The 23,603-nt window shown below is 65.8% G+C and carries 22 protein-coding genes; 11 read left to right on the top strand and 11 right to left on the bottom strand.

The features are described 5' to 3' along the window. Nucleotides 1-14: 14 nt before the first annotated feature. Nucleotides 15-1,433: a hypothetical protein gene (locus AB0M14_RS29730; RefSeq protein WP_365000600.1), complete on the bottom strand. Its 1,419-nt coding sequence runs from the start codon at nt 1,431-1,433 to the stop codon at nt 15-17. A 333-nt stretch (nt 1,434-1,766) separates the two neighbouring features. Here AB0M14_RS29730 and AB0M14_RS29725 point away from each other — a divergent pair, with 333 nt between their 5' ends. Beyond that, the gene (locus AB0M14_RS29725; RefSeq protein WP_365000597.1) at nt 1,767-2,186 is read left to right on the top strand and encodes a hypothetical protein; all 420 of its coding nucleotides are present in this window, start codon (nt 1,767-1,769) and stop codon (nt 2,184-2,186) included. Nucleotides 2,187-2,522: 336 nt separating this feature from the next. Here the strand turns inward: AB0M14_RS29725 and AB0M14_RS29720 are convergent, their stop codons facing one another. The 5 genes from AB0M14_RS29720 to AB0M14_RS29700 form a co-directional block, all read right to left on the bottom strand. Next, complete coding sequence (locus tag AB0M14_RS29720; protein WP_365000594.1) at nt 2,523-3,056, bottom strand: hypothetical protein; 534 nt, start codon at nt 3,054-3,056, stop codon at nt 2,523-2,525. Between the two features lie 592 nt (nt 3,057-3,648). After that, nucleotides 3,649-4,137 (bottom strand): nuclear transport factor 2 family protein, encoded by a 489-nt coding sequence (locus AB0M14_RS29715; RefSeq protein WP_365000592.1) that lies wholly within the window; start codon nt 4,135-4,137, stop codon nt 3,649-3,651. Nucleotides 4,138-4,305: 168 nt separating this feature from the next. Next, nucleotides 4,306-4,890, bottom strand: a complete 585-nt coding sequence (locus tag AB0M14_RS29710; protein WP_365000589.1) for an antibiotic biosynthesis monooxygenase — start codon at nt 4,888-4,890, stop codon at nt 4,306-4,308. 141 nt (nt 4,891-5,031) lie between these two features. After that, nucleotides 5,032-5,679, bottom strand: a complete 648-nt coding sequence (gene wrbA / locus AB0M14_RS29705; protein ID WP_365000586.1) for an NAD(P)H:quinone oxidoreductase — start codon at nt 5,677-5,679, stop codon at nt 5,032-5,034. 76 nt (nt 5,680-5,755) lie between these two features. Then, entirely contained in the window at nt 5,756-9,058 is a 3,303-nt protein-coding gene (locus AB0M14_RS29700) for a BTAD domain-containing putative transcriptional regulator (RefSeq protein ID WP_365000583.1), read from the bottom strand. Between the two features lie 395 nt (nt 9,059-9,453). On the opposite strand from AB0M14_RS29700, the gene AB0M14_RS29695 reads away from it, so the two are divergent. The 8 genes from AB0M14_RS29695 to AB0M14_RS29660 all read left to right on the top strand — a co-directional run bounded on the left by AB0M14_RS29695 (nt 9,454) and on the right by AB0M14_RS29660 (nt 18,637). Beyond that, entirely contained in the window at nt 9,454-10,968 is a 1,515-nt protein-coding gene (locus AB0M14_RS29695; RefSeq protein ID WP_365000580.1) for a GMC family oxidoreductase N-terminal domain-containing protein, read from the top strand. Further along, nucleotides 10,965-12,068 (top strand): NAD(P)-dependent alcohol dehydrogenase, encoded by a 1,104-nt coding sequence (locus tag AB0M14_RS29690; protein WP_365000577.1) that lies wholly within the window; start codon nt 10,965-10,967, stop codon nt 12,066-12,068. Before AB0M14_RS29695 ends, AB0M14_RS29690 begins: the two co-directional genes overlap by 4 nt. A gap of 68 nt (nt 12,069-12,136) precedes the next feature. After that, on the top strand, nt 12,137-12,940 hold the full coding sequence (locus tag AB0M14_RS29685) for an alpha/beta hydrolase (protein WP_365000574.1): 804 nt from the start codon (nt 12,137-12,139) through the stop codon (nt 12,938-12,940). 35 nt (nt 12,941-12,975) lie between these two features. Beyond that, nucleotides 12,976-14,478 carry an FAD-dependent oxidoreductase gene (locus AB0M14_RS29680; RefSeq protein WP_365000571.1) on the top strand — a complete coding sequence of 501 codons (1,503 nt, stop codon included), beginning with the start codon at nt 12,976-12,978 and terminating at the stop codon, nt 14,476-14,478. 34 nt (nt 14,479-14,512) lie between these two features. After that, nucleotides 14,513-15,988 carry an aldehyde dehydrogenase family protein gene (locus AB0M14_RS29675; protein WP_365000569.1) on the top strand — a complete coding sequence of 492 codons (1,476 nt, stop codon included), beginning with the start codon at nt 14,513-14,515 and terminating at the stop codon, nt 15,986-15,988. A 123-nt stretch (nt 15,989-16,111) separates the two neighbouring features. Then, entirely contained in the window at nt 16,112-17,047 is a 936-nt protein-coding gene (locus tag AB0M14_RS29670; RefSeq protein ID WP_365000567.1) for a catalase, read from the top strand. Between the two features lie 16 nt (nt 17,048-17,063). Further along, complete coding sequence (locus tag AB0M14_RS29665) at nt 17,064-17,714, top strand: NAD(P)-binding domain-containing protein (protein ID WP_365000565.1); 651 nt, start codon at nt 17,064-17,066, stop codon at nt 17,712-17,714. 344 nt (nt 17,715-18,058) lie between these two features. Beyond that, on the top strand, nt 18,059-18,637 hold the full coding sequence (locus AB0M14_RS29660) for a phosphatase PAP2 family protein (RefSeq protein ID WP_365000563.1): 579 nt from the start codon (nt 18,059-18,061) through the stop codon (nt 18,635-18,637). A gap of 26 nt (nt 18,638-18,663) precedes the next feature. Here the strand turns inward: AB0M14_RS29660 and AB0M14_RS29655 are convergent, their stop codons facing one another. After that, entirely contained in the window at nt 18,664-19,080 is a 417-nt protein-coding gene (locus AB0M14_RS29655; RefSeq protein WP_365000561.1) for a hypothetical protein, read from the bottom strand. Between the two features lie 45 nt (nt 19,081-19,125). Then, on the bottom strand, nt 19,126-19,473 hold the full coding sequence (locus AB0M14_RS29650; RefSeq protein WP_365000559.1) for a GntR family transcriptional regulator: 348 nt from the start codon (nt 19,471-19,473) through the stop codon (nt 19,126-19,128). 261 nt (nt 19,474-19,734) lie between these two features. On the opposite strand from AB0M14_RS29650, the gene AB0M14_RS29645 reads away from it, so the two are divergent. Then, on the top strand, nt 19,735-20,178 hold the full coding sequence (locus tag AB0M14_RS29645) for a hypothetical protein (RefSeq protein WP_365000557.1): 444 nt from the start codon (nt 19,735-19,737) through the stop codon (nt 20,176-20,178). A 213-nt stretch (nt 20,179-20,391) separates the two neighbouring features. On the opposite strand, the gene AB0M14_RS29640 is transcribed toward AB0M14_RS29645, so the two are convergent. Next, nucleotides 20,392-20,721, bottom strand: a complete 330-nt coding sequence (locus AB0M14_RS29640) for a hypothetical protein (protein WP_365000555.1) — start codon at nt 20,719-20,721, stop codon at nt 20,392-20,394. 369 nt (nt 20,722-21,090) lie between these two features. Next, the gene (locus AB0M14_RS29635; RefSeq protein WP_365000553.1) at nt 21,091-21,528 is read right to left on the bottom strand and encodes an SgcJ/EcaC family oxidoreductase; all 438 of its coding nucleotides are present in this window, start codon (nt 21,526-21,528) and stop codon (nt 21,091-21,093) included. 326 nt (nt 21,529-21,854) lie between these two features. On the opposite strand from AB0M14_RS29635, the gene AB0M14_RS29630 reads away from it, so the two are divergent. Next, nucleotides 21,855-22,652 (top strand): hypothetical protein, encoded by a 798-nt coding sequence (locus AB0M14_RS29630; protein ID WP_365000552.1) that lies wholly within the window; start codon nt 21,855-21,857, stop codon nt 22,650-22,652. A 204-nt stretch (nt 22,653-22,856) separates the two neighbouring features. Here the strand turns inward: AB0M14_RS29630 and AB0M14_RS29625 are convergent, their stop codons facing one another. Further along, nucleotides 22,857-23,453 carry a hypothetical protein gene (locus AB0M14_RS29625; protein ID WP_365000550.1) on the bottom strand — a complete coding sequence of 199 codons (597 nt, stop codon included), beginning with the start codon at nt 23,451-23,453 and terminating at the stop codon, nt 22,857-22,859. Nucleotides 23,454-23,603: the final 150 nt, after the last annotated feature.

The following is a 23,603-nucleotide window of genomic DNA, read 5'->3' as shown; positions in this document are numbered from 1 at the left end:
GGTTCGAGGCTTGTTCAGTTGTCGGTGAGGAGCCGGGTGAATTCGTCACTGGGCAGGGCGGGGTTCGCGGCGGCGCCTTCGCGCAGGGCCGAGTCGGGATCGGCGAGGAGTTCGTGGAGGCGATCGTCGAGAAGTCTCGGATTGGCGGCGGCTGTGCGGCGGACCTTTGCTGATGGGTCGGTCAGGAAGCGGTGTACCAGATCAGGTGTCAGGTCGGGGCGGGAAGCGATCGCAATACGGTCTCCGGGTTCGTCCGCGGCGGCGTATCTGGGTAGGGCGGTGGCGGGCAGGCGGGGGTGGCGAAGCAGGTCTGATCGGGTGTGGCCGTGCCAACGATCGATGACACCGATCAGAGCCTGTGGGGAGATCTCGGTGTGGCGTTCACAGATCAGCAGGCGAGTGGTGAAATCGGGATCTTCGGACAACTGCCGTATCGCGTCATCGGGCAAGTCGAAGGAGAAAGCCAGCGCTCGCCGGAACGCGGGGTTGGCATGATCGAGGTAGGACAGACGCCTTTCCAAGGATGCGTGCTCGGGCATCAGCGACTCCGCCAGAGGCAGTGGTTCGTCGTCCTCGCTCGCGCCGGTCAAACGGCGCGCAAGCGTGTCGGGTAGTTCGGCCCGGCGCAGGAGTTCACGGTGCACGTCAGGGTCGCCGGTGTCGACGAGCGCTTCCACGAGATCCGCAGGGAGGCTTGGGTTTTCGGTGAGCGCGACCCGCAGGTGATCCTCGCGCAGACAGGCCCACATCCGCGCGACGGGTAAGCCGGGATTGCGCGCGAGCGCCACCCGCAGGTCCGGCTCTGCCCACAACCGCTCCAACAGCGCCGGAGTCAGGGTGACCCGCGCGACGGCCGTTTCCCGGTAGTCGCCGTCCTCAAGAAACAACTCGGCCAACTGCCACGGGATCGTGGCCTCGGGTATGTCACTCGCCGCTGTCATCAGCGCCGTCCGGCCGACTGTCCGACGTTCGGCGTCGCCGATCAGCCGATGCAGCACGTTGAGCGGCAAGGGATACAGCGCGGCGCAGCGGCGCACCTCGGGGTCGCGGTCCCCGGCCAGCACCGCGCGGATCGCCGCTGGGACACGGTGATTCCTTCCCAAGGCCGCCCGCACCAACGGTGAGGTATCGGCGACAAGCGCACGGTAGACCTCGACCGGTAGCGGTGGCGCCGCCACCGGACCGATCCGCGAGAAGTCGATGAGGGCATTCGGCCAGGCCGCGACCTCGGCCCGCACACCCGGCTCGGCATCTTCGGCCAGCAGGCATCGAACCTCGTCAGGTGTGCTGGGGTGGGCAGCCAAGCGGCGACGAACCTCGTCATGGTGATCGTCGGCCACCCTGCGAGCCACTGACGCCGGCAGCTGATCCCGTTTGAGCAGCGCGATGATCGGCGCCACGGGGTCGTCATGCGACCTGGCAGCCAATTGCATCAGCACGGACTCCGGCGCAACCGGGTTGGCAGCCAACCCGCACCGGATCGCCAAGTCAGGAGAACGCGTTTGCACTCGCCTATAGTGCCTCGACCGGTTTGGCTTCGACGATGCGTTTTCCGAGCATTACTGCACGGGTCATGCTGTGGATGCGTATGAACCATCCCATGGTGGCGGCGTCGGTTGTCGCCCCGATGGTCCGCTGAGTCGACCTGCCTCTGCCGCCACGCTGTCCAGCGCGGATCAGTTGGCGGCCTGAGCAGGAACGATGGAGGAGGCGCTATGCGGATCATTTCTCGGCTTTGCGTGGTGGCGGCGGTACTAGGAGCTTCAGTGGCGGCAGCGCCCACAGCCCTCGCCCAGTCCTATATCGAATACAGCGGCGAGTTGGTGAACAACACTCCGTTCCAGATGACCTTGATCGGGAACAACCTCGACCACGGCGACTGGCGTTCCTTGCCGCCGCGAGAACTGCCTCCGGGCGGCACCGCGCGCTGGTCCTCACACCAAAGCGGCTTAGCCACCGGCACCGCGGGCTACGCCAGCTACAAAATCGCCCAGAACGGCTTGCCGACCCAGCCCTACGCCTACATGCACTGGAACCTTCCCTACGTGGGCGACAACAGCTTCGACACCTACACATTCACCCACTACAACCTGGAGACGACGTTCAACCGCGGTCCCCAGGGTCCCAAAGCCAACGCTCACTACAAGATCAGCTGCCGCTACCGCAACTGCCGCGAGTTCCCGTAAGCGCTGGTGCGGCGGTAGCGAAATTGGCGGGCGTGCCTGGCCTGGTTACGACACGGCGGTACCTAACCGCGCGGCTTGGGATGCGGGGCAGTCGTGACAGATCGTCGGGTTGCCACCCTGGAACCGCGACAGCAGGATTGGAACGCCTCCTCGCTTTTCTCGGCGCGGAGTTTGCGTTCCCCGGGTAACCGATATGCGGCATGAGCGTGCGTTCTGGGGAGAGCGTGATCCGGACGGGCCTACACGTAGCGTTACCAAAGAGACTCGTCGCAGGTAGCTTCGACGAGGCCGCCGTGAGGGTGTACCGTCCGTTGATCGCCGAAGGCGGCGGAGACGCTAGGAAATCGGTGTGATGACCCACTGGCCTTCCGGCTCGTCGGCCCAGTCCGAGGGAGCGCGATCCAGCTGCGTATCAACCAATCTCATAACGACCTTCTCGCCTGAGACGGTTTCTGTGAACGCCACCGCCTTCACAGAGGAGCCCTTGACCGCGTCGACAGTGAATTCTGCCGCAGCAGCGCAATTACCGAGGTCGTAGGCATGCACCCCCTGGTCTATTTCCCTCCAGACCACACAGACTTTTTCACCGTTGCTCAGGTCGTCCACGTACTTTTGCTCGTGGATCAGAACGTGCTGCAGAACGTAGTGGCCGTCACTCGTGCTCTCGGCAGTGAACTGCTGCCCGCCATGGCCCTCGCACGTATCGGTGCCGAGTGCTCCCGACCTGTAGGCAAAGAATTCTGCAAGACATTCACCCTTACGCACGTTCTTGATCGTGAAGGGGCCGCCCGGGAGTGCGGAGCTGTCGGCGGCCACGCCAGGACCCGCACCGACCCAGCTGACGGCAGCAAACCCCAACGTCACAATCACTGCTGATCGCATACAGAATCGACGCATTGGCAGTCCTGTCCTCGATGGGAGCGATGGGCCTCGCGGCGGGGGTTCGTCTGGACGAGGCCGGTTGTGGCAGTGAAGCTCAACGCATGCTCTGCTGTTTGCAGAGCCTGACAGATCGCCGGTTCCGAGGCCTCAACGACCGGCTGGCGCGAATAGCCCTGCCCAGTCAGAGTTATAGCCTCGCAGTCCTTGGCCCGCGTCCACGCACATCGGCAGATGCGTGCGTGCCGACGCTGAGATGATCTCTACCCGTTGCTCCTTCGCGGACCCGAGCTGACCCTTCGGACAGCGCGGGTCGCGGCATTACAGGTCGTTGGAAGTTGATCTGAGTCAGGTGTCATCCTGTACCGGCGGTCATGCCTTGGCAACTGGTTGAACCGCGCTGTGGTTAGTGGACCGTTGAAAAGCGGCCGGTAGGGGACAAACTCGTTGCTGCGGCTACCGTTGCACAACCCTGGGCTCTGTCGACAAGCGGATTGATTCGTGTCCGGCACCCTGCGGGGGCGCCGGACACGCAGGGCCTGAGAAGCGCTGTCGTTGCCGGCTTCTCGAGCTCATCGCTACATCAGGAGGCCTTGAACAATTCGTCCTGGCGGTCGACGTAGGGCTGGAAGAGTGCCGCAGGCCAGTTGGGGTCGATGTCCGAGATGCGCTCGATCACTTTCCACACCCCGGCACGTCGTTCGAAGCGGTCCCGATAGGTACCGCTGGACACCACGCCCTCGCCGTCTTCTTTCCAGTTGACGCGCCAGCGCCACGAGACGGTGGCGGTATCTCCGGCGCCGGTGATCTCAAACCAGCCGACCTCATGGAACCACTTGTGCAGTGGGAAGACGCTGTGGGCGTAGTCGTAGAGGTCCTTGAGTCCTTCGGGTCCGGTGAAGGTTTGGGTGCGCAGGTCGTGGACGGTGAAGGTGGCCTCGGGCCAGTACAGGTCGACGTACTTGTCGACCGATTCGCGGCTGGCGTCGTTGTCGATGCAGCGCTGGTGGAGGGTGAGCTGTTCGAAGATCTCGAACCGGTCAGCGGTGGTGAGGGAGGGTAGTTCAGCCATGTCCGTGCTTTCAGGTCGAAGGTGGGGTTTGGCAGGGTGCGTGGCCGCGGGGGTCGCGGCCGGTCTCACGGAACAGTGAGGGCTTTCTCGCGTGTCTACGGCGTGGCCGTGCGCGCTGAATTCGTGTAGGCCGCAGAAGATCACATCGGCCGAGGTCTACTGGTTCGGCTAGCCGAGTTGCGCAGCGTCGGGAGTGAGCCAGCGCCGCAGGACGCGGGTGACGGCGGGCATTGCCACGTAGGTCATCAAGACGCTGAACAGCGCGGCGAAGATCGCGGTGCGTACGATTTGTGGCAGTGCTGTGAGCAGGGGCGTGAGATAGAGACTGCCCAGCAGGGAGATCGGGAAGATCCCGATGGCCGAGCTTGCCGCCATCTTCCAGCGCGGTGGCGGGAGCGCGGTGCGGTTCGGGTCGGTGAACCAGGCTTCGAGGCCGTCGAGTTCGCGACGGGCGACCTCGTGGTGGTGGTATTGCGGTTGGTTGGTGAACAGCGCGGCGCGTTGCGGCGAGGTGAGCCAGTGATCCATCGCTTCGCGGTTTCGGAAGCGGTGGACGATGATCCATGGGTCGCTCTCGGCGGCTGGGTGGAACAGGCCGCCGCCGAGGTTGCCGGGAATAGTCGCGGCCGCGTTCAGGATCTCGTGCACCCATTGCTGGAAGGCCGCTTCGTGTCCAGGCTCTACCGTGCGCGCGGCGATCAGAGCCACGTCCCCATGCGTGGTGAGGACGGTGCGGTCGGCATGGATGGTCACGGCGCTCCTGATCCGGTGTCACTGAATGTGGGTGGCGGCCAGTCTGGCCGGTCGCGCTGAACGTCTTCGCAACGGCGTCACAACGCGTCGTCGCGGTTTCGGGGAGAGGGAATTTCGACCGACCACTAGCGGGGCGACCCGCTAGTGGTCGGTCGAAGTAGTTCGGTGCAGGGATCGGGCGATTCGGATAGCTCGTCGGGTTTGAAAGGCGATAGCAGCGAGTTCGGCGTCACCGGGTGGGACGCGCCCGTTGTCGGAGACATGGCTTGTGCCGTATGGGTTTCCGATCGTGTACTGGGCCGAGTCGGCGTAGCCGGGCGGGACGATGATCGCTCCCCAGTGGTAGAAGGTGTTCGCGATGGCCAGGATTGTGGATTCCTGTCCGCCGTGGACAGTGCCGGTCGAGGTGAACGCCGAGCACACCTTGTCGATCAGACCGCCGCGCGCCCAGAGTCCGCCGGTGAGGTCGAGGAACTGTTTGAGCTGGGCGGCAGGCAACCCGAATCGGGTCGGGCTGCCCAGCAGGATGACATCTGCCCAGTCGAGGTCATCGACGGTCGCTTCATTGATGTGGGCGGTGGCTGCGTGGTGGTCGGACCATTGCTGGTTCGACGCGATGGCGTGCGCGGGCGCGAGTTCCTGCACTTTGCGCAATCGCACCTGTGCCCCGTCGGCTTCGGCGGCTTCGGCCGCGGCGGCCGCGAGCGCGCGCACGCTGCCCGTGGCCGAGTAGTAGACAACCGCGACCTTCACGGCCGTGTTCGAGGGCGGATTCTGCGGTGAGTGCATGTCGCACACGATGGTTCAAGCGACTGAAGATCTCCTCAATGCCTTCTCAACGGGCAGCGGCGCCGCAGTCGCCGGGTTATCGGGTCGTGTCGGCGACGAGAGCGTCGATGTCGCTCAGGTGATGCGCGGCACCGATCGGCGCTGCCAGCGCGCGCGCTTCGTCGAGTAGCCGTGCCGAGTCCTCGTACTCACCAGCGTCGTGATGCAGCCGAGCGAGATCGATCAGTGCGGGGATGAGCTCGACCGGGCTGGTTTGGGTGCGTAGCACTGTGACGGCTTGGTGTAGCAGGTCTGCTGATGGTCCCTCGGCCGCGGTCAATGCTTGCGCGCGCAATGCGCGCCCGATGGTGGCGGGGGTGTTCCACCGCAACGCCAGTGCCGCTTCCTCATCGGCGAGTTCTCTGGCGCGTTGCAGGTCTCCGAGGCGAACCATCTCTATCGCCGTGGCACTGCGCCATGCGATGTGAGCCGGATTGGTGATACCGACCGCGGCGACTCGTCGCCCGCATTCGAGGAAGTGCCCGATCGCGTCTCTGGACTGTCCACGGGCGGCGGCGAGCAGGCCACGGATATGGATCGCGACAGTCCATTCCCAGGTCGCGGCGTTGGCGTTGGCGGTCCGTTTGTCGAGCCAGCGTTCGGCTTCGGTATAGCGGCCCAGCCCGATCAGGGCGTGGGCGTATTGGTTGACCAGCGCGGCGGGTGGTGCGATGAACTTGTCGTCGATGTCACCGAGCGCCGGCCCCAGATGGGTGAGCACGTACTGGTAGGCGCCCTGGCGCAGTTTGATCTCCGAGCGCAGCACCGCACGGTAGGTGTCGATGGCGCCGAAATGCTGGTCGGCACGTTGCTCTGTCAGTGCCAGCGCGGCGTTCAGGTCACCGCTCCACATGTGCAGATGCGCCTGCAACCCGATCAATTGCCGTGGAAGCGCTTCTCCGGCTGCGGTGTTGGCGGCGAGCTGATCGAGGGCAGTGTCTGCGTCGACCCGGAGACTGAACGCGTCTGCCCAGGTGAGGATGGCGGCGGAAATGCGGTCCGGGTGGGGTTGGGCTCGCAGGTTATCGATCAGAGCATGCCAGCTGGGGGCTGTGAGCGCGGCGATCATCCACATTGATGCGCGAATGGTGTCAGCGCTGCGGACGTCTCGCTCACCGAGCTCCGCGACCACGGTGTGGACCATCGGCATCGCGGCGGAGTCGTTGCGGATGGCCATTGTCCAGGCCAGGGGTATGGCCGCGGTCGGTGCGACTGCTCGGGCGCGTTGATTGCGCAGCGCCTCATCGAGGTGGGCTCTGGCTGCAGCGGGGTTGGTCCACAATTCGAGCTGACCGAGCTCGACGAGCAGATCGTCGCGTTGTTCGGGTCCGCAGATCCGCAAAGCCAGCTCGATCCACCGCACGGCCTCCACGAGCAGGAACCCGCGCAGGCATTCTTCGGCGGCGTCGACCAGCACCGTGGTCCAGCGCGCGTATCGAGAGCCGCACAGCTCCCGCAGGTAGCGGGCGACCTGACGTGCGGAGTGGCCGAGGCTTCGTTCGTGTTCGGCTGCGGCCGTGCAGAATTGCGCCGATTCCTCGCGGTCGCTGAGCCATTCGATGGTCGTGGCGATGAGACGATGCGTGCGCGGGGGCTGGGCCGAGGCGAGGATGCCGGCTTCGGCGAGCAGTTCGCAGCGATGCAGCACTTCACCGGGCGGTTGATCGCAGGCCGCGGCAAGGGTCGTCAGGCTCGGTTCGAACTGTTGCAGCACCGAAAGCGCCCGCATCATGGTCGCGCCTCGATCGGAGAACGATTCGAGCAGTTGCAGGATCGCGCGCGTGTATCGGCCCGAGAGCAGGCGGTCCGGCAGGATGGTGGGGTCAGTCCGCTCGGCCAGGTCCGCGATCAACGCGTCGATGCCCAGCGGCACGTGCCCGGCCGCGTCCTGGATTTGTCGGGCCAGACCGGGCGGAGCCGCGATGCCGGTGCGTTGTTCGAACACGGCCGCAACGGTGTCCTGGCTCAACGGTTGCAGGGCTAGCACGTCGCTGGCCAGGGGGGCGAGGCGACCGTGTAACGCGGCCACGCGCGGATCCCAGAAGCGTCCGTCCAACCCCACGATCATCAGTGTCCGCGCTCGGCGCAGGGTGGGCGCGACCTCGACCAGGGTTTGGGCCGAGCGGTCGTCCATCCGGTCCGCGTTGTCGATGACCACCAGCAGCGGCGGTTCGTTTTCCGGGGTTCCGGTCAACGCGGTCCGCAGCGCGGTCGCTCGCGACCTGTCGTCGTCGATGTCGAGCTGGGGCTGCGAGGCGTGCAATACGGCCAGCAGCTCGAGCACCAGGTCGTCGTGACCGGAGGTCAGGTCGACACGGAGCGCGGACCGATAGCGACGCGACACCTCGTCCAGCAGAAGCGTTTTACCGAATCCGGGTCGCCCGGTCACGATCAACGTGCCGCCCGCCCCTGCGGCAGCGCGGCGTTCGCATTCGCTGATCGTTGCGAGCTCACGATCACGATCGCGCAGGACGGTGGACGGGACCGGCGTCGATGAGCCGACGGCATCGACGGTGGGAGGAGCGGGCGTAGTGGGTTGGCTCGGTGCGGGCCGTTCGCTTTCCCAGCCGCTGAGAATGCGTTCGTGCAGGTCGGTGAGTTCGTTGCCGGGTTCGACGCCGAGTTGGTCGATCAGGTGTCGGCGTGCGTCGCGGTATACGGCCAATGCCTCCGAACGCCGCCCGCGATCGGCCAGGGCCCGCATGAGTACACCGTGCATGCGTTCGCGCAACGGATTCTCCCGCGTGAGAGTCCGTAAGGCGTCGATCGCTCGATCGGCGTGACCGAGAAGCACGGTGAGCTCGAGGCTGTCTTCGAGGATCGCGAGCCGACGCTCGACCAGCACGGTGCGTTGCTGGGCGGCCCACGGTCCGGGTATCGCCGCCAGCGGTTCACCGGAGTACAACCTCAGCGCGCGACCGTAGAGTTCGCTGGCCTGTTCGAGGTGGCCCGATCGGCGCGCGTGTGCGGCGTCGGCGACGAGCTGGTCGACCTCGCCGACATCGATCTGATCGTCGTCGATGCGTAGTTGGTAGCCGCCGTGCCCGGACAACAGGGTCGTGGCCGGTGCCCGGGGAGCCCTGTCGGGTTCGATCGCTCGGCGCAGAGCCGAGATATGGGTTTGGATGACAGCGTTGCCGCTGCTGGGTTGTTCGTCGTCATAGAGCGCGGCCAGCAACGCTGATGCCGGTACCCACTGCCGGCGCCGCATTGCCAGCACCGCGAGGACGCCGCGTCGCTGGGGTGGACCGAGCCGTGCGGCTTCGCCGTTCAGCCGCACCTCGACACCATCGAGCATGATCAGCTGGAGTCCAGCCTCCCGCCCCATCTGCTGCTCCACGTTCCTTCCGTATCGGATCCGAGCACGCAAACACTCGGTCACCGCCGGGGATCGGTCGCTCACGCCACCGGTTCCTTGGGCGGCGTAGGAACCGGGTGAGCGACATATCGACAGGTCGCTCGCTATTTTTGTGGACAATCTACCGCCTGGGCCGTGCGAGAAGCGATTGCCCCCGCGAGTGGGTGACACACCTCGGTGCCCGCTGAACTGGGTTTGGCAGATTCTCCGCACCCCACGGCTCCGCGAGATCGGCACCCCGCCGCGACCACGCGAAAAACCGGCTCTGTCCTGCGCGTTGTGAAATCACACAGTGGCCTTTCAGACCCCCGGCTCACTGTTCCTCTCGGCGCATTCAAGTGCCGATCAGAGCAGGTACGAACGGCTGAAAGGGTGCTGTGAAGCACGACTACATCATCGTGGGCGCGGGCTCGGCGGGTGCGGCGCTGGCGCGGCGGCTCGTGGACGCGGGACAGCGGGTGCTGCTGCTCGAGGCGGGCCCGGCCGATACGAATCCGGCGATCCACGATCCGGTCCGTTCGGTCGAGCTGTGGGGCAGCGACGTCGACTGGGCCTACGCGACCGAACCGCAGACCTATGCCGACGGGCGTCGCCTGCCCTGGCCGCGCGGCAAGACCCTCGGCGGCTCCAGCGCGTTCAACGGAATGATCTATGTCCGCGGTGTTCCCGCTGACTACGACGCGTGGGCCTATCACGGTGCGGCAGGGTGGGATTGGCGTGGCGTGGAGCCGTACTTCCGCCGCCTCGAGGACTTCGACGGCGGTTCCGCCGGCGGTCGCGGCGTCGGTGGCCCGTTGCACGTACAACGCAACCCGGGCCCCGACCCGCTGGTGCGCGCGTGGGTCACCGCGGCGACCCAGCTGGGATTGCCCTTCAACGAGGATTACAACAGCGGCGACATCCTCGGAGTCAGCTACACCCAGCACACCATCCGCGACCACCAGCGCCAGAGCAGCTGGGTCGGATACGGGCGACCGGTCGCCGATAATCCGAACCTGACCGTGTGCACCGGCGCACAGACCACGCGGGTGCTGTTCGACCGCGACCGTGCGGTCGGTGTCGAATTCCTGCTGGACGGCCACGTGCAGACCGCGTACGCCGACGCCGAGATCGTGCTCTCGGCGGGCGTGTTCGGTTCCCCGCACTTGTTGATGCTCTCGGGGATAGGGCCGGCCGAGCAGTTGCGCTCGTTCGGTCTGCGCGTGCGCGCGGATTTGCCCGGCGTGGGCCAGAACCTGCAGGATCACTGGTCGAGCCCGTTGATCTGGCGCGCCAAGCAGCCGACACCGGCGTGGGCCGCGCAAGGTTTGGAAGCGCACCTGTTCGCCGCGACGCGGCCGGGTCTTATCGCCCCTGACATACAACCGCTGTTCCTGTCGTGGGTGTATCCGCTGCCCGACCGAGAGCTGCCCGAGCACGGTTTCTCCGCTGTGGCTCAGCTGCTGCATCCTTTCAGTCGCGGTGAAATGCGTTTGCGCTCAGACGATCCCACCGTGGCCCCACTGTATGACCCGCGAGTGTTCTCCGACCCGCGTGATATGGAAACGCTGGTCGACAATCTGGAATTGTTGCGCGACATCGCCGCCCAGGATGCGCTCCGCGAGTGGATCGACAGCGAAGCGGTTCCCGGTGACAAGGTCCGCGATCGCGAACAGCTACGCGAGCACGCCCGCGCCACGGTCGTCAGTGGTCACCATCAAATCGGCACCGCCCGTATGGGATTAGACGCCGCCTCGGTCGTCGACCCCCAGCTGCGGGTACACGGCATAGCGGGGCTGCGGGTGGCGGACGCCTCGGTGATGCCGAGCCTGCCCAGCGGCAACACCAACGGCCCCGCCATCATGATCGGCGAGAAGGCCGCCGATCTCATCCTGGGTCGGAGCGTGCAATGAGCACCCCGATCACCGCCGCGGTCGCACGCGGCAACGGCGAATTCCGCATAGAGCAACTCGTTCTCGAAGAACCCCGCCCCGACGAAATGCTGGTGCGCTACCTGGCCTCAGGACTGTGCCACACCGACCTGGAAGCCGCGCGCGGCACCGTCCCGACACCTCACCCGGCCGTGCTCGGACACGAGGGCGCCGGGGAGGTCGTCGCGGTCGGGTCCACGGTCTCGGGTTTCACCCCCGGCGATCGTGTACTGCTGAGCCTGGATTCCTGCGGTTCGTGCCGCAACTGCCTGGCCGGGCAGCCCGCCTACTGCGTGCACCATCTGGCGCTCAACTTCCACGCCGCCCGCGCCGACGGCTCGGTCGGCCTGCGCGACGGTGCCGGACTACCGGTCCACGACCACTTCTTCGGCCAGTCCTCGCATGCCACTTACGGTTTGGTGCATCCACGCGCTGCGGTCAAGATCGACGACAACCTGCCGCTGGAGCTGCTCGCCCCGATGGGGTGCGGTGTAATCACCGGCGCCGGAGCGGTACTGAACTCGCTGCGGGTTCAGGCGGGTGGCACCCTCGCAGTATTCGGTGCGGGAGCGGTCGGGTTGAGCGCGCTCATGGCGGCCGTCGCCGCCGGAGCCACCGACATCATCGTCGTCGATCGCAATCCCGAAAGACTCGCCCTCGCAAGCGAACTCGGTGCCACTCACACTGTCGATGCGAGCCAGGTCGATGCCGATGAGGCCGTCCGCGATCTCACCGGTGGCCGTGGCGTGGACTACGCGGTGGAGTCCACCGGCGTACTGGCCGTCATGGACACCGCCGTGCAGGCGCTGGCCCCATGCGGCGCGGCCGCCATCCTCGGCGTCACCGCCCCGGACGCGGCCTTGCGGGCCAATGTCTTCGAACTGCTCAAAGGCCGCACCGTCGCCGGATCGGTGATGGGTCATCAGGCACCCGGCGTGCTCATCCCGCGCTTGCTCGCCCTGCACCGGGCAGGCCGGTTCCCCCTGGACCGGCTCGTGCGCACCTACCCCCTGGAAAAGATCGACGCCGCGATCGCCGACGTCGCAGCCGGCACCACCGTCAAAGCCGTCCTCGTCCCCTGAAACAGAAAGAGACACCACTCATGGGTAAGACAACCAGCTTCCGCCGATCCGGCCGCACTATGCTCCTGATGGGCGCCCTGACGGTAGCCCTGGCCGCCGCGGCCTGCTCCTCCGGCGGCGATACCTCCGCCGCGCAGACCCAGACCGCCACGACGGTCCCTCAGCCCGACCCGAACAAGCCCGGCGTGCTACTGGTCCACGGCGCGTTCGCTGACGGATCGAGCTGGGGCGGGGTAGCCGAACAGCTGCAGGCCAAGGGCTACCGAGTCACCACCGCGGCCGTGCCGCTGCGCGGGCTCAAGTCCGACAGCGCCTACATCCGCGGCATCCTGGACAGCCTGCCCGGCAAGACGATCCTGGTCGGCCACTCCTACGGTGGCGCGGTCATCACCAACGCCGCGGCCGGATCCCCCAAGGCCGCGGGTCTGGTGTACGTGGCGGCGTTCGCTCCGGACCAGGGCGAATCGCTCGGCGAACTCGACGGCCGCTACGGCGGACCGGCGACCAAGATCACCGTCCCGCACCAGGTCGACGGTGAAGCCGTGCCCGAGCTGACCATCGCCACCGACAAGTTCGGCGAGTACTTCGCTCAGGATGTGCCCGCTGTCCAGGCGGCGGTCATGGCCGCGGGACAGCGCCCGATCTCGGTCGCCTCGTTCGCCGAGAAGACCGACATCCCCGCGTGGCGGGCACTGCCGTCGTGGTACCTGGTCGCTACCGAGGACCGGATGATCCCGCCTACCGGCCAGCGCGAGATGGCCAAGCGCCTCAACGGCACCGTCACCGAGCACGCGGGCAGCCACGCCATCGCCGTGTCCCATCCGGACGTGGTCGTCACGGTCATCGACCAGGCCGCCGCCAGAACGCGCTGACCCACGCCCACCTCATCCAGAGCAAGGAATGATCCATGCCTGACACTCACGCCGACGTCGTCATCGTCGGTGGTGGCTCAGCCGGCGCGGTCCTGGCCGCTCGACTCAGCGAGCGCCCCGACCGTGAAGTACTTCTGCTGGAGGCCGGTCCGGCCTATCCCGCCGCCGGCTATCCCCCCGCCGTCGCCTCCAGCAGCACCCTGGGTGGCTACACCGGCCACGACTGGGGCTACACCTCCGAACCCGGCTATGTCGGCCATCCGATCGCCGCATACCGCGGCAAGGTCCTGGGTGGTAGTTCCGCTGTCAACGGCGCGGTGTTCGTGCGCGCCCTGCCCGCCGACTTCGACCGCTGGAGCGACCGAGGCCTCACAGGCTGGTCCTTCGAAGAGGTACTCGACACCTACCGCAAGCTCGAGACGGCCACCGGCGGCGACCAGGACTGGCACGGCCGCAATGGCCCGATGCCCGTGCACCAGCTCACCCGCGACGAGCTCAGCCCCATGCAGCGCGCCTTCGTCGATGCCGCGCTCGCCAGCGGGATCCCGGCGACCGAGGACTTCAACGGACCCCGACCGCACGGCGTCGCACCGTATCCGATGAACGTGGTCGACGGTGTCCGGGTCAACACAGGCATGGCCTACCTCGCCGACGAAGTCCGCGAAGCCAACCTCACCGTGCGCGGTGACGTCCTGGTCGACCGTGTCCTGTTCAGCGAGAACGGCGATCGCGCGGTCGGCGTGCTGACCGCGGACGGAGAAACGATCACCGCCGGCGAGGTCATCCTGTGCGCGGGCACCTACGGCAGCGCCGCGATCCTGCTGCGCTCCGGCGTGGGACCGGCAGATGATTTGCAGCAGTTGGGGATTCCCGTCATCGCGGATCTACCGGTGGGGCGCAGCCTCTACGACCACCCCTTCTACTACAACGCCTACGCCGCCGACCCCGAACTGATCGGATCGGGCGAACCGGTGATCGGGGCCAAGGTCTGGACAGCGAGCTCCGACGCCGCCGCCGGCGAGCTGGACCTGCACATCACCGCCACCCACCTCATCGACCAGACTCTGAGCCCGACCGGCGCGGCCTTCGTCCTCGCGGTCGCGCTGACCCGGCCGCGCTCGTGCGGCTCGCTCACCCTGGCCGATCGTGATCCCCGCGTCGCTCCGCGCATCGACCTGGCGTTTCTGGCCGATCCCGAGGACCGGCGGCGGCTACTCGAGGGTGTCACGCTGAGCCGCCGCATCGGCCGTACCGCGCCGCTGGCCGGTCTCATCGACCACGAGATGGCCCCGGGCACAGACGTTCCGGCCGACATCGAAGCCTCGGTGCGCGCGACGCTGGACACCTATCACCATCCGACCTCGACCGTGCCGATGGGCGCCGATGACGATCCGGCCGCGGTCGTGGACCGGCTCGGCGCGGTGCGCGGGGTGTCCGGGCTGCGCGTGGTGGACGCCTCGATCTTCCCCGACGCGGTCTGCGCGGCCACCAATCCCACCGCGATCATGGCCGCCGAACACATCGCCGCCCAGCTCTGAACGCACGTATTCCGCTGATACACAAAGGATCCCGTTGACTTCTTCCCCGCAACCGCACGCCCGCCACTACATCGACGGTCTGTGGACCGACAGCGGCACGGTGGGCACCTCCTACAGCCCCGCTACCGGCGACGCCCTGGGCACCTTCGCCGACGGCGGTGAGAGCGAGGCCCGGACCGCTATCGCCGCGGCACGGCGCGCATTCGCAACCACCGCCTGGTCGCGGGACCGCGAACTACGTGCCCGCGCACTGTTCGAAATGGCCGATCGGATGGCTGAACGCCGCGACGAACTCGTCACTCTGCTCGCGCGCGAGAACGGAAAGATCCTGGCGGAGGCGGGCTTCGAGGTCGATCTGACGATCCCGAAGCTGCGCTACTACGGGGCGCTGGCCCTGGCCGAGACCGGGCGCGCGGCCGAGGTGAAGCCGGGCCTGTACTCGATGACCCTCACCGAACCCGCAGGCGTGGCCGCGGTGATCGCGCCCTGGAACTCCCCGGTCGTGCTCGCTGTCCGATCCTTCGCGCCCGCGCTGGCGGCGGGCTGCACCGTGGTCATGAAACTGCCAGGACAGACCGGCCTGGTCAACGGCCTGCTGCACGAGATCATCGCCGCCACCGAAAGTCTGCCCGCGGGTGTGGTGAACTCGTTCACCGAATCCGGCAATGCCGGCGCGCCCCTGCTGATCTCCTCGCCCGAGGTGGATGTGGTCAGCTACACCGGCAGCACCGCGGTGGGCCGGATCATCATGGCCAACGCAGCGCCGACACTCAAACCGCTGTCCTTGGAACTGGGCGGCAAGAGCCCGATGATCGTATTCGACGACGCGGACCTCGATGCGGTGGTGCCGGTACTGACCAAGGCCATCACCACCTTCTCCGGACAGTTCTGTATGACCGGCAGCCGCATCCTGGCGCAAGCGGGCATCGCGGACGAGCTGCGGGAGCGGATGGCGAAATCGCTGGCCGCGGTCAAGGTCGGACCCGGTGACGCCCCGGACAGCGAGATGGGCCCGATGATCGATCGCGCCAACGCCGAACGCGTGGACCGCATGGTCGCCGACGCAGCCGCCTACGCCACCATCGTCGAGCGCGGCGGGCTGGTGAACACCGGACCCGACGCCGTGGACGCCTTCTACCGGCCCAGCCTGGTCGAGGTCACCGACCTGTCCGCGCCGATCGTCCAGCACGAGGTCTTCGGCCCGGTCGCCACGTTCGAGGTCTTCGCCACCGAAGCAGAGGCGATCACGCGCGCCAACGCCACCGAATACGGCCTGGCCGCGAGCATCTGGACCCGGGACGTGGACCGCCCGCTGCGAGTGGGCCGGGAATTGCAGTGCGGAACCGTCTGGACCAACACGTGGGCGGTCGTGGTCGATCAGTTCGAAGAGGGCGGATTCAAGCAGAGCGGCCTGGGACGGCTCAACGGCCTGCGCGGGCTGGGCGAGTTCCAGGAGATCAAGCACATGGTCCACCCCGCACCTCGCGGTGCGTCAGCACTGCACTCCTAACAGCCAACCCCAGGGTCATCGTCGTGGGAACACGCGGTGGCCCCAGGGTAGCCGACCTTTCCCGACCCAGCTTCCGCTCCGCTATACGCACCCGACCGAACAGACGGACGACCACACCCGCTGATGAACGAGCACACCCTCACACCCGACGAACTGACCGACCAGATCTCCACGGTCCTGCCCACCCCACCTGGACAGCGGATGCTGCACCAACGCGGCGTCACCGTGATCGGCCAATTCCGGGCCGAACCCCGAGCGCGCCAACTCAGTTGGGGCGCCCTGTTCTCCGGCGAGCAGGTAGCGGTCATCGCACGGTTCTCCGGAACGCGCGCCGGCACCCACGACGCCGACAGCGGCGATCAAGGACTCGCAGTCCGGTTCGTACCCGCCACTGCGGATCCAACCGATCTGATCGCCTTCACCCTGCCGGTGTTCTTCGTCAGGTCCGGCGCCGACATGCTCGAATTCCTCACCGCCGTCAGCGCCGCGCCACAATGCCCCGCGGCCATGGACGAATTCCGGCAAGCGCACCCAGAATCGAGTGCCGCGTTCGAGCTGGGCAGCGACCGAGCGCCGAGAAGCTATGTCGGGCAGCGCTATCACAGCGTGCACGCATTCGGGCTCGTCAGCCCGACCGGCACCACCACCTGGGCACGGCTCGAATGGCACCCCGACAACACCGTGGAGCCCCTACCCGTCGAGACAGCCACCACGCTTGCACCCGACTACCTGCGCCACGATCTGATTGACCGGCTGCCCGCCCGGATGACCCTCTACGCACGACTCCCGCGCGCCGACGACCCCGTGCATGACCCGACCGCAGTATGGGCCGAGCCCGCACAGCTGATCCCGTTAGGCCAGATGGCCCTGGAAGCGCGCACCGCCGACAGCGATCTCGACTTCGACCCGCTGCGGCTCGCACCCGGGATGAGCGCCCCTCGCGACCGGCTGGCGGCCGACCGTTCCGCGATCTACCGAGCCGCCCGCATCCGTCGGCACGCGGGCTCTGAGTCCGACTGCGGCACAAACAGATTCAAGCATCCCGCGCACTTCGAATGAAGGACAGTGACCAACCATGACCACCACCGCGATCATCGGCACCGGCAATATCGGCAGCCGCCTGGCGGCCGCTCTCACGGCCGCGGGCACCGACATTCTCATCGCCGGACACGAACCGGCCGACGCTGAGAAACTCGCCCTCGAGCTGGGTTCGCACGCACGCGCGGTCACCCTCGACGCCGCGATCGACCAGGCCGAGGTCATCGTCTTCGCGGTCTGGTTCGACACCACCCGCGAACTGGTCGAACGCTACCGTGACCGACTACACGGCAAAATCGTCGTCGACCCCTCCAACCCCATCGCACCCGACGGCAACGGCGGATTCACCAAAACCATAGCCGCCGACCTGTCCTCCGGACAGCTCCTGGCGGCCCTGCTTCCCCAGGACACCGCCCTGGTCAAAGCCTTCGGCACCCTCGCCGCCGAATCACTGACCACCGCCGCCCACCACGACCCCCGCGTGGTCGGGTTCTACGCCACCGACGACGAGCGGTCCGGTGCCATCGTCGAAACATTGATCACCGCAGCGGGATTCGAACCCGTGCGCGTCGGCGGAATCGAGGCGTCCATCCGAATCGAGGTATTCGGAGACCTGCATGAGTTCGGTGGGCTCGGGCACCCCGTCACCCGCACCGAAGCCGACATCGCGGTGGGCAACGCACACTGATCCCGGCCGCGACGCCCTCGCTGAACCACTATCAATGGTGTTCGCTCATCGGCAGGAGAGTACGTTCTGCCGTGGTCGCCGCGCCACGCGATAAGGGAGCTATGAGCGGACACGGCTACGGCCCCGAGACGCCCTGGGGTCATGCATCTTCGGAGGTGTTAGTGAATCTGATCTTGGGCACCTGTGGAGCGTAGAGCAGCCACGAAACCTGCTTCATGCAGCAGAAGTCTCCATTGGAGCCGTTCCCGCGGGGAGAGTGGAGCACCCGGTTCGAACAGTGCGCTAAGCAGGCGAGTGAGTCCGGAGTCCGGTGGCAAGCGCCGGTGCGAGGCAGAATGTGCGCAGTGAGTTTGGACCTGGACATCCTGGAGTGGCTATCCCAGCACCGGACACCGTCATTGACCACGGTCGCACGATCGGCCATGCATCTCGGGACCAGTACCATCGTGATCGGTGCGGTCGGGGTGGTTGGGCTTGTTCTGGTGGTCGCGAAACGTTGGTGGTGGCAGACGGTCACGATCGCTGTTTCGGTCGTCGCGGCGCTGACGACTGCCGTCGCCTTGAAGCATCTGGTTCAACGAGCTCGACCGCCGGAGGCTCTCGCGATTGTTCCTAGCGGTGGATTCTCTATGCCGTCGACTGTTGCTGCTCTGACAGCGGCGGTCGCGGTCGCTGCCTATCTGGTCTTTCCCTGGCCGTCGCGGTATCGGCGTGGTCTTGCCATTCCACTTGCTGTGTTCGTCGTGCTTGTCGGAGGTGCGATGGTCTACCTCGGAGCGCACTGGCCGAGCGATGTAGTAGCGGGCTGGGCAGTGGGCGCCGGCATCAGTGGCGCGGTTGCCAGTCTGGCCCGAGTCGCAGTGCGTCGATGGAATTGGCGGTTACCGCGATCGGTCAGCGAGCCCGAAAATAGTCGAGCCTAAATGCACGCAATCGGCAGATGAGTGCGTTACTGGGCGAAACCCAATGCCCACATGGCGGCGGCCGGATCCCTCACCGAGACGGTGAACCGGCGCCCCTTGGCCGTATGTAAACGCAGTGCGGGCCCCAGCTTCGGCGTCAGCAGCCATCCACGTTTCCGCGTCCAGTGCACACCCGCCGCCCCGGTGAACAGCGTGCCCGGCAGATTGATGATCTCGGCGTGGGCGATGTTCGCCCGGGCAAGGGCGACACGTGGAAAGCCGAAGAGACCGAGATGCACAGTCAGGCCGGTGGGTCCCGCGCTGATGCGCTGACTCGACCCCGCCCCTGCCTTCACCAACGCAATGAACCAGAGCACGAGGCCCAACAGGGTGAGCAGTCCTCGCGGTGCCTGCAGGCCGATGAATACCCATATGGCCGCATTTAAGATGGTGAGCCACAGCATGAACCAGTCGGTGACGCGGCAGGTGTAGACCGTCGCGGGGGGGCATTACATCAACTCCTCGATCAAACCGAGCACCTCGGCCTTGCTGTAACCATTCGCATGCGCGACATCGATCAGTTGCCGCACGGCCCGCTCGACCGGGGCCGTAGCCGGCGCGGTCCCGGTGACCCGCACCCCGCGCCCACGCCGGAAGTCCACTACCCGTTCCTCCCGAAGCCGCCGATACGCGGCCAGGACGGTGTTGCGGTCGACGGACAAGGCTTCCGCCAATTCCGTTGCGGGCGGCAACTGTTCGTTGACCGTCAACTCCCCAGTGGTAAGCGCACGCCGGACACACGCTGCGATCTGCTCTTGCAGCGACACTCGGGAGGTCTGATCGATGTACCAAAGCATGGTGCTAATGAGACTAGCACTATCGCCGGGGTCTGAGTGACGTCCGACGGTTACGCCTCACACGGCGATGCCCGTGAACGACGCCGCCGCTGGTGCAGACACGTCGCGACTCATTGCTCATCGGCATGGGTGTATGTTCGCCGCGGCATCGGCCGAGCCCGCAGGCCGAGCGCCCAGCGGCGTGTCCGTACGTTCGCGAGATCGACTGGCGGCCCACCCGGACCGTGCCCAGCGGCTACTTCGTGAGGTGAAAGACTTCCGGTGGATAAGCGTGGAGTGCGGTCTCGTGCTGAGCGGTTGAGCGGGTACCGCCGTGTTCTGGAAACCCGGGACCCCGAAACCTCGCCGGACAGGTTGCGTGAGCTTGCTGTCGATCTGGTTCGGCCGGTGCGGTTGTGGGCTGCGCGAAATCCGAACACCCCACCGGATGCCCTGGCTCTATTAGTGGTTGATCGGGACGCAAACGTTCGGTGGAATGCGATCCTCAACCCCGCCATGCCAACCGAGGCACTACGCCCTGCTGCGGAGATCGAGGCCAGAACGTATGGCGATTCGACCTTTTCGTTCCGCGAGCGGGTGGCACATCACCCGAATATCAGCAATGAATTGCGTACCGAGTTGATCGAGGCCGGTACGTGTCAGCGCCCTCAAGGGTGTCCGAAGCCGTGGTTCTACCGCAACTGTTTCGAAAGTGCCCGCACCTGAGCGCGGCAGGAGTCAGTCGCCGACGCTGAGAGGATCTCTGCCCGTTGATCTTCCGCTGACCAGCGCCAGCCACTTCGAACGCGCGGGTCGCGGCTAGTGCGTCGGCTGCGAGCCCGGGGTCTCAACCCGCCGGGCATTACGGAGATCAGTGCATGCCTCTACGAGGAGCAATCCGGTGATCAGCCGATCGTGTGCAGTGCACATACGCATTGGTCAGTCGAGCAAGCTGCCGACGTGGCGCCGCCACCAGGACTGCGTCCATGGAAGCAGAGCCAGCGGCGAGCTGACCACGACCACTGCTATCACCAGGTAGCCGATAGCCTCGGCCAGTGCCGGCGGGACCACGAGAATCGCGCAACCGGCTACTACGAGGGCCAGCGGCACGAACAGCAGCGGTAGCTGGTTATCCCAGGCTTCGGAGGCCCCCATCAGTGCCGAGAACCCAATGAACAGGACTACCAGGTACAGCGGAAGTGACCACCATTTGTCCGAGCTGTACCACCCCCACAGCCTTGCCGCCCAACTGGTTTCAGCCTTGGCCACTCGACGACCTCCAATTCACGAAACGTCTGTCGACCTTACCGGGGCGGTCGGTCGGTTTCGCTGTGGTTGCCCTCGCCTCACCACAGTCTCCGCTATCCGCCTTGGCACCTGACTGGTTCTATAAGCGCGGTCCTCGGCACTATCGTGCGTTCGCGCGGCCGAGATCATCTCTGCCCGTTGAGCTTCCGTCGGCCCGCGCTGGCCAGTTCGAACCACGCGCCCAGCGGCATTATCGCTCACTCGCGCTGACTAAAGTCAGCGCCGGGAAGTGCTACACGCACGGGACCGGTCGCAACTCGTCGTCCTTGCCTACGAATCCGGAGTGGTCATACCGGGCGTCAGGCTGCGACAAGCTGAGACGACCACCAGTTAGGCGGCGCTACCCGCCACATTCGTATTGTGCGCCGAGCAGACCCACCAGCTGTCGTCTCGTTTCGTGAAAACCCATGTGCCGCGGTTTGTTACCGAGAAATCCGGTGTCCGCAGTGTCTGCTCGACGTTCACGAGGGCGTGCCCACCGGCGAGGAGCCGCAAGGCCAGAACCTTGTAGTGCGCCTCGGCGTCCACAGCGTTCCGCATCGCGGTCTGGTGGTAGGCGTGCAGCTCATCCCAGCTCTGAAAAACCGAGCCCGCCGGATTGATGAAAACCACGTCCTCGGTGAAGACACTGTCGAACGCAGTAGCATCCTTCGCCGCGAGTGCGACTTCGAGCCTTTCGAACACCCTGGTGATCGCGGCCAGAGCGACGTCCTGATCCTCTACTGCGACAGCAGCCTTCGGGCGCGCTCCGTATGCGTCGACAGTCATCGTCCCAACCTACGCAACCCGCCATCACCGATCCAAGGGCTCATCAGTATGAGTGTGGACGCTCGCGGAACGCGCTGCACGCGGCATTTGTGGATGCCGGCATGCGCGATGCTCCGCGATCGGATGGGAGTCAGCGGCAAGACCGTGCGATGATCGACTCATGACAACCGGAAAGGCCAATGGCCAGTAAGTTCCGCCTCGCTCTGCATGCGACCCTGCCGGAGCGTTACGCACGATTCGAAGTTATCGCTTCCACGATTGATCACCGCGGGCGACTACTTGCTCTGCTTGCCGATCCCGCACAGTTCCCCTCGGCGCGGGCACAAATGCCCCACTACGACGCCACCGTCGTCATCTGTGACGGCCACGAGGTCAGCCAGATATCGTTGAGCGCCCTCGATCAATCGTTCAGCAAGATCGATGCCCTCGGCGACGGAGTCATCCTGGGCGCTGGACGAATCGACCGAGTGCAGCCAACTGACTCGACCCTGCCCCGCAACATCGTGGCCTTCGACAGCGCCGGGGATCAGCTGGGGGCCTTCTACGCCGGGGATGCGATCGAGCGACTACTGACCGATCCCAACGGGCGGATCTGGATCAGCTATTTCGACGAATCCACCTTCGCCTTCCCCGAGCCCGACGGCACTTGGTCGAACGGTCACATGATCGGCCTGGCGCGCTGGGACACCATCGACAGTCCTCCGTGGTTCGCCTTCAACGACACCGGAAGCCAAGTCGACTGGTGCGACTGCTACGCAGTCGACGTCGGGCGAAACCTCACCTTCGCCTGCCCTTACACCAAGTTCCCAATCGTGGAAATGGACTCGGAAAAAGTCCGCTCGATCGTTCAGAACTCGATCACCAGCTGCAGCGGATTGGCGGTATCCGGTGCAACTTTCGGTTTCTTCGACCAACGCCGCCACGAGCAGCAGATGAGTTGGGTGATCCGCAGAGGCCATCTCCACGACGGCGTGATCACCGAAACCGCAAGGGAGGAACTCCTCCTACCGAACGGCCGCCGATCCCAGGGCTGGGCTCGCGGAAAGATCGGACGCGACTCGACACTCTGGCTGTACGAGGACGGCAACCCCCGGCGATGGTATCGGTACGAGCTGGACTGTTGACCCCAGTAGACGACGCTCGCTAGCCCCCTTGGGCCACGGTCATCGGCAGAAGCGTGCGTTCGCGAGATCAGTTGGCCGACAGTCGAACCGCGCGGGAAGCGGCAATATGGTGCGTTGCTCACGCCGAGATGATCTGTGCCGATGGATCTTCCGCGGGCTCGCGCCGACCACTTCGGACCACGCGGGTCGTGCCACTACAGGTCATCAGATATTGAAGAATCCCGCCACACCGTATCCAGCCCAGGATGCGGCCTCGTCAGCGATATCCAGACCGACCGCGATCCACTCACGCACCTCGTCGTTCAACTCTTCGTATCGCTCGATGGCTTCTGCGGTCCGTGACTCGCTGGCTTCCGCACAGGAGTCGTGATCCCACTCGCCATACCCGCCGTATTCCATGTACGGCAGACCGGAAGGCAAGTACGGCTCCTCGAACGCGGCGAAGCCAATCGACGAGATGCCCATCGATCGGAAACCATCGTCGACCTCTGCGAGCCAGTCGTCGGAACGGTACGGCCCGTGGCTGTTGGACCACACCGAGAGCGCCTTGCACACAAGCTCGTACGCGGTGTTGTAGCGGTAGCTGTATTCAGTATCGAAAGGGCCGCCGGCGAACAGTGCGCGTAGTGCATCCGTCAAGCTCAATATCGGACGTGGGTAGGACTCGAAATACTCATGGTCCCTAGCGATCTCGTCGGCACAGTGTGCCTCGACCGAGTGCTGCAACTCCTCATCGCCCGACCCGATCGCGCTGTGTAGTCGATCGAGATCGAGAACGTATGCAGTGACAAATCTCCCCATGACCGCAGATCGTAGATCGAGGTTCCGGCACCTTCTCAGCGTGCCCACACGGAAATCGGCTACTTAAGACTGGTTCCAGGACCTGATCCAGGCCAGGATCTGGTCCAGGTGCCCGGCGAGAAGCTCCCAAATCGGCTGCCCACCCGCGTC

Origin of the sequence: Nocardia sp. NPDC051832 (genome assembly GCF_040681285.1) — a bacterium.
Taxonomy (GTDB): domain Bacteria; phylum Actinomycetota; class Actinomycetes; order Mycobacteriales; family Mycobacteriaceae; genus Nocardia.
Note: the sequence above shows the minus strand (reverse complement) of the source record. Positions and strands in the feature narration are given on the sequence as shown.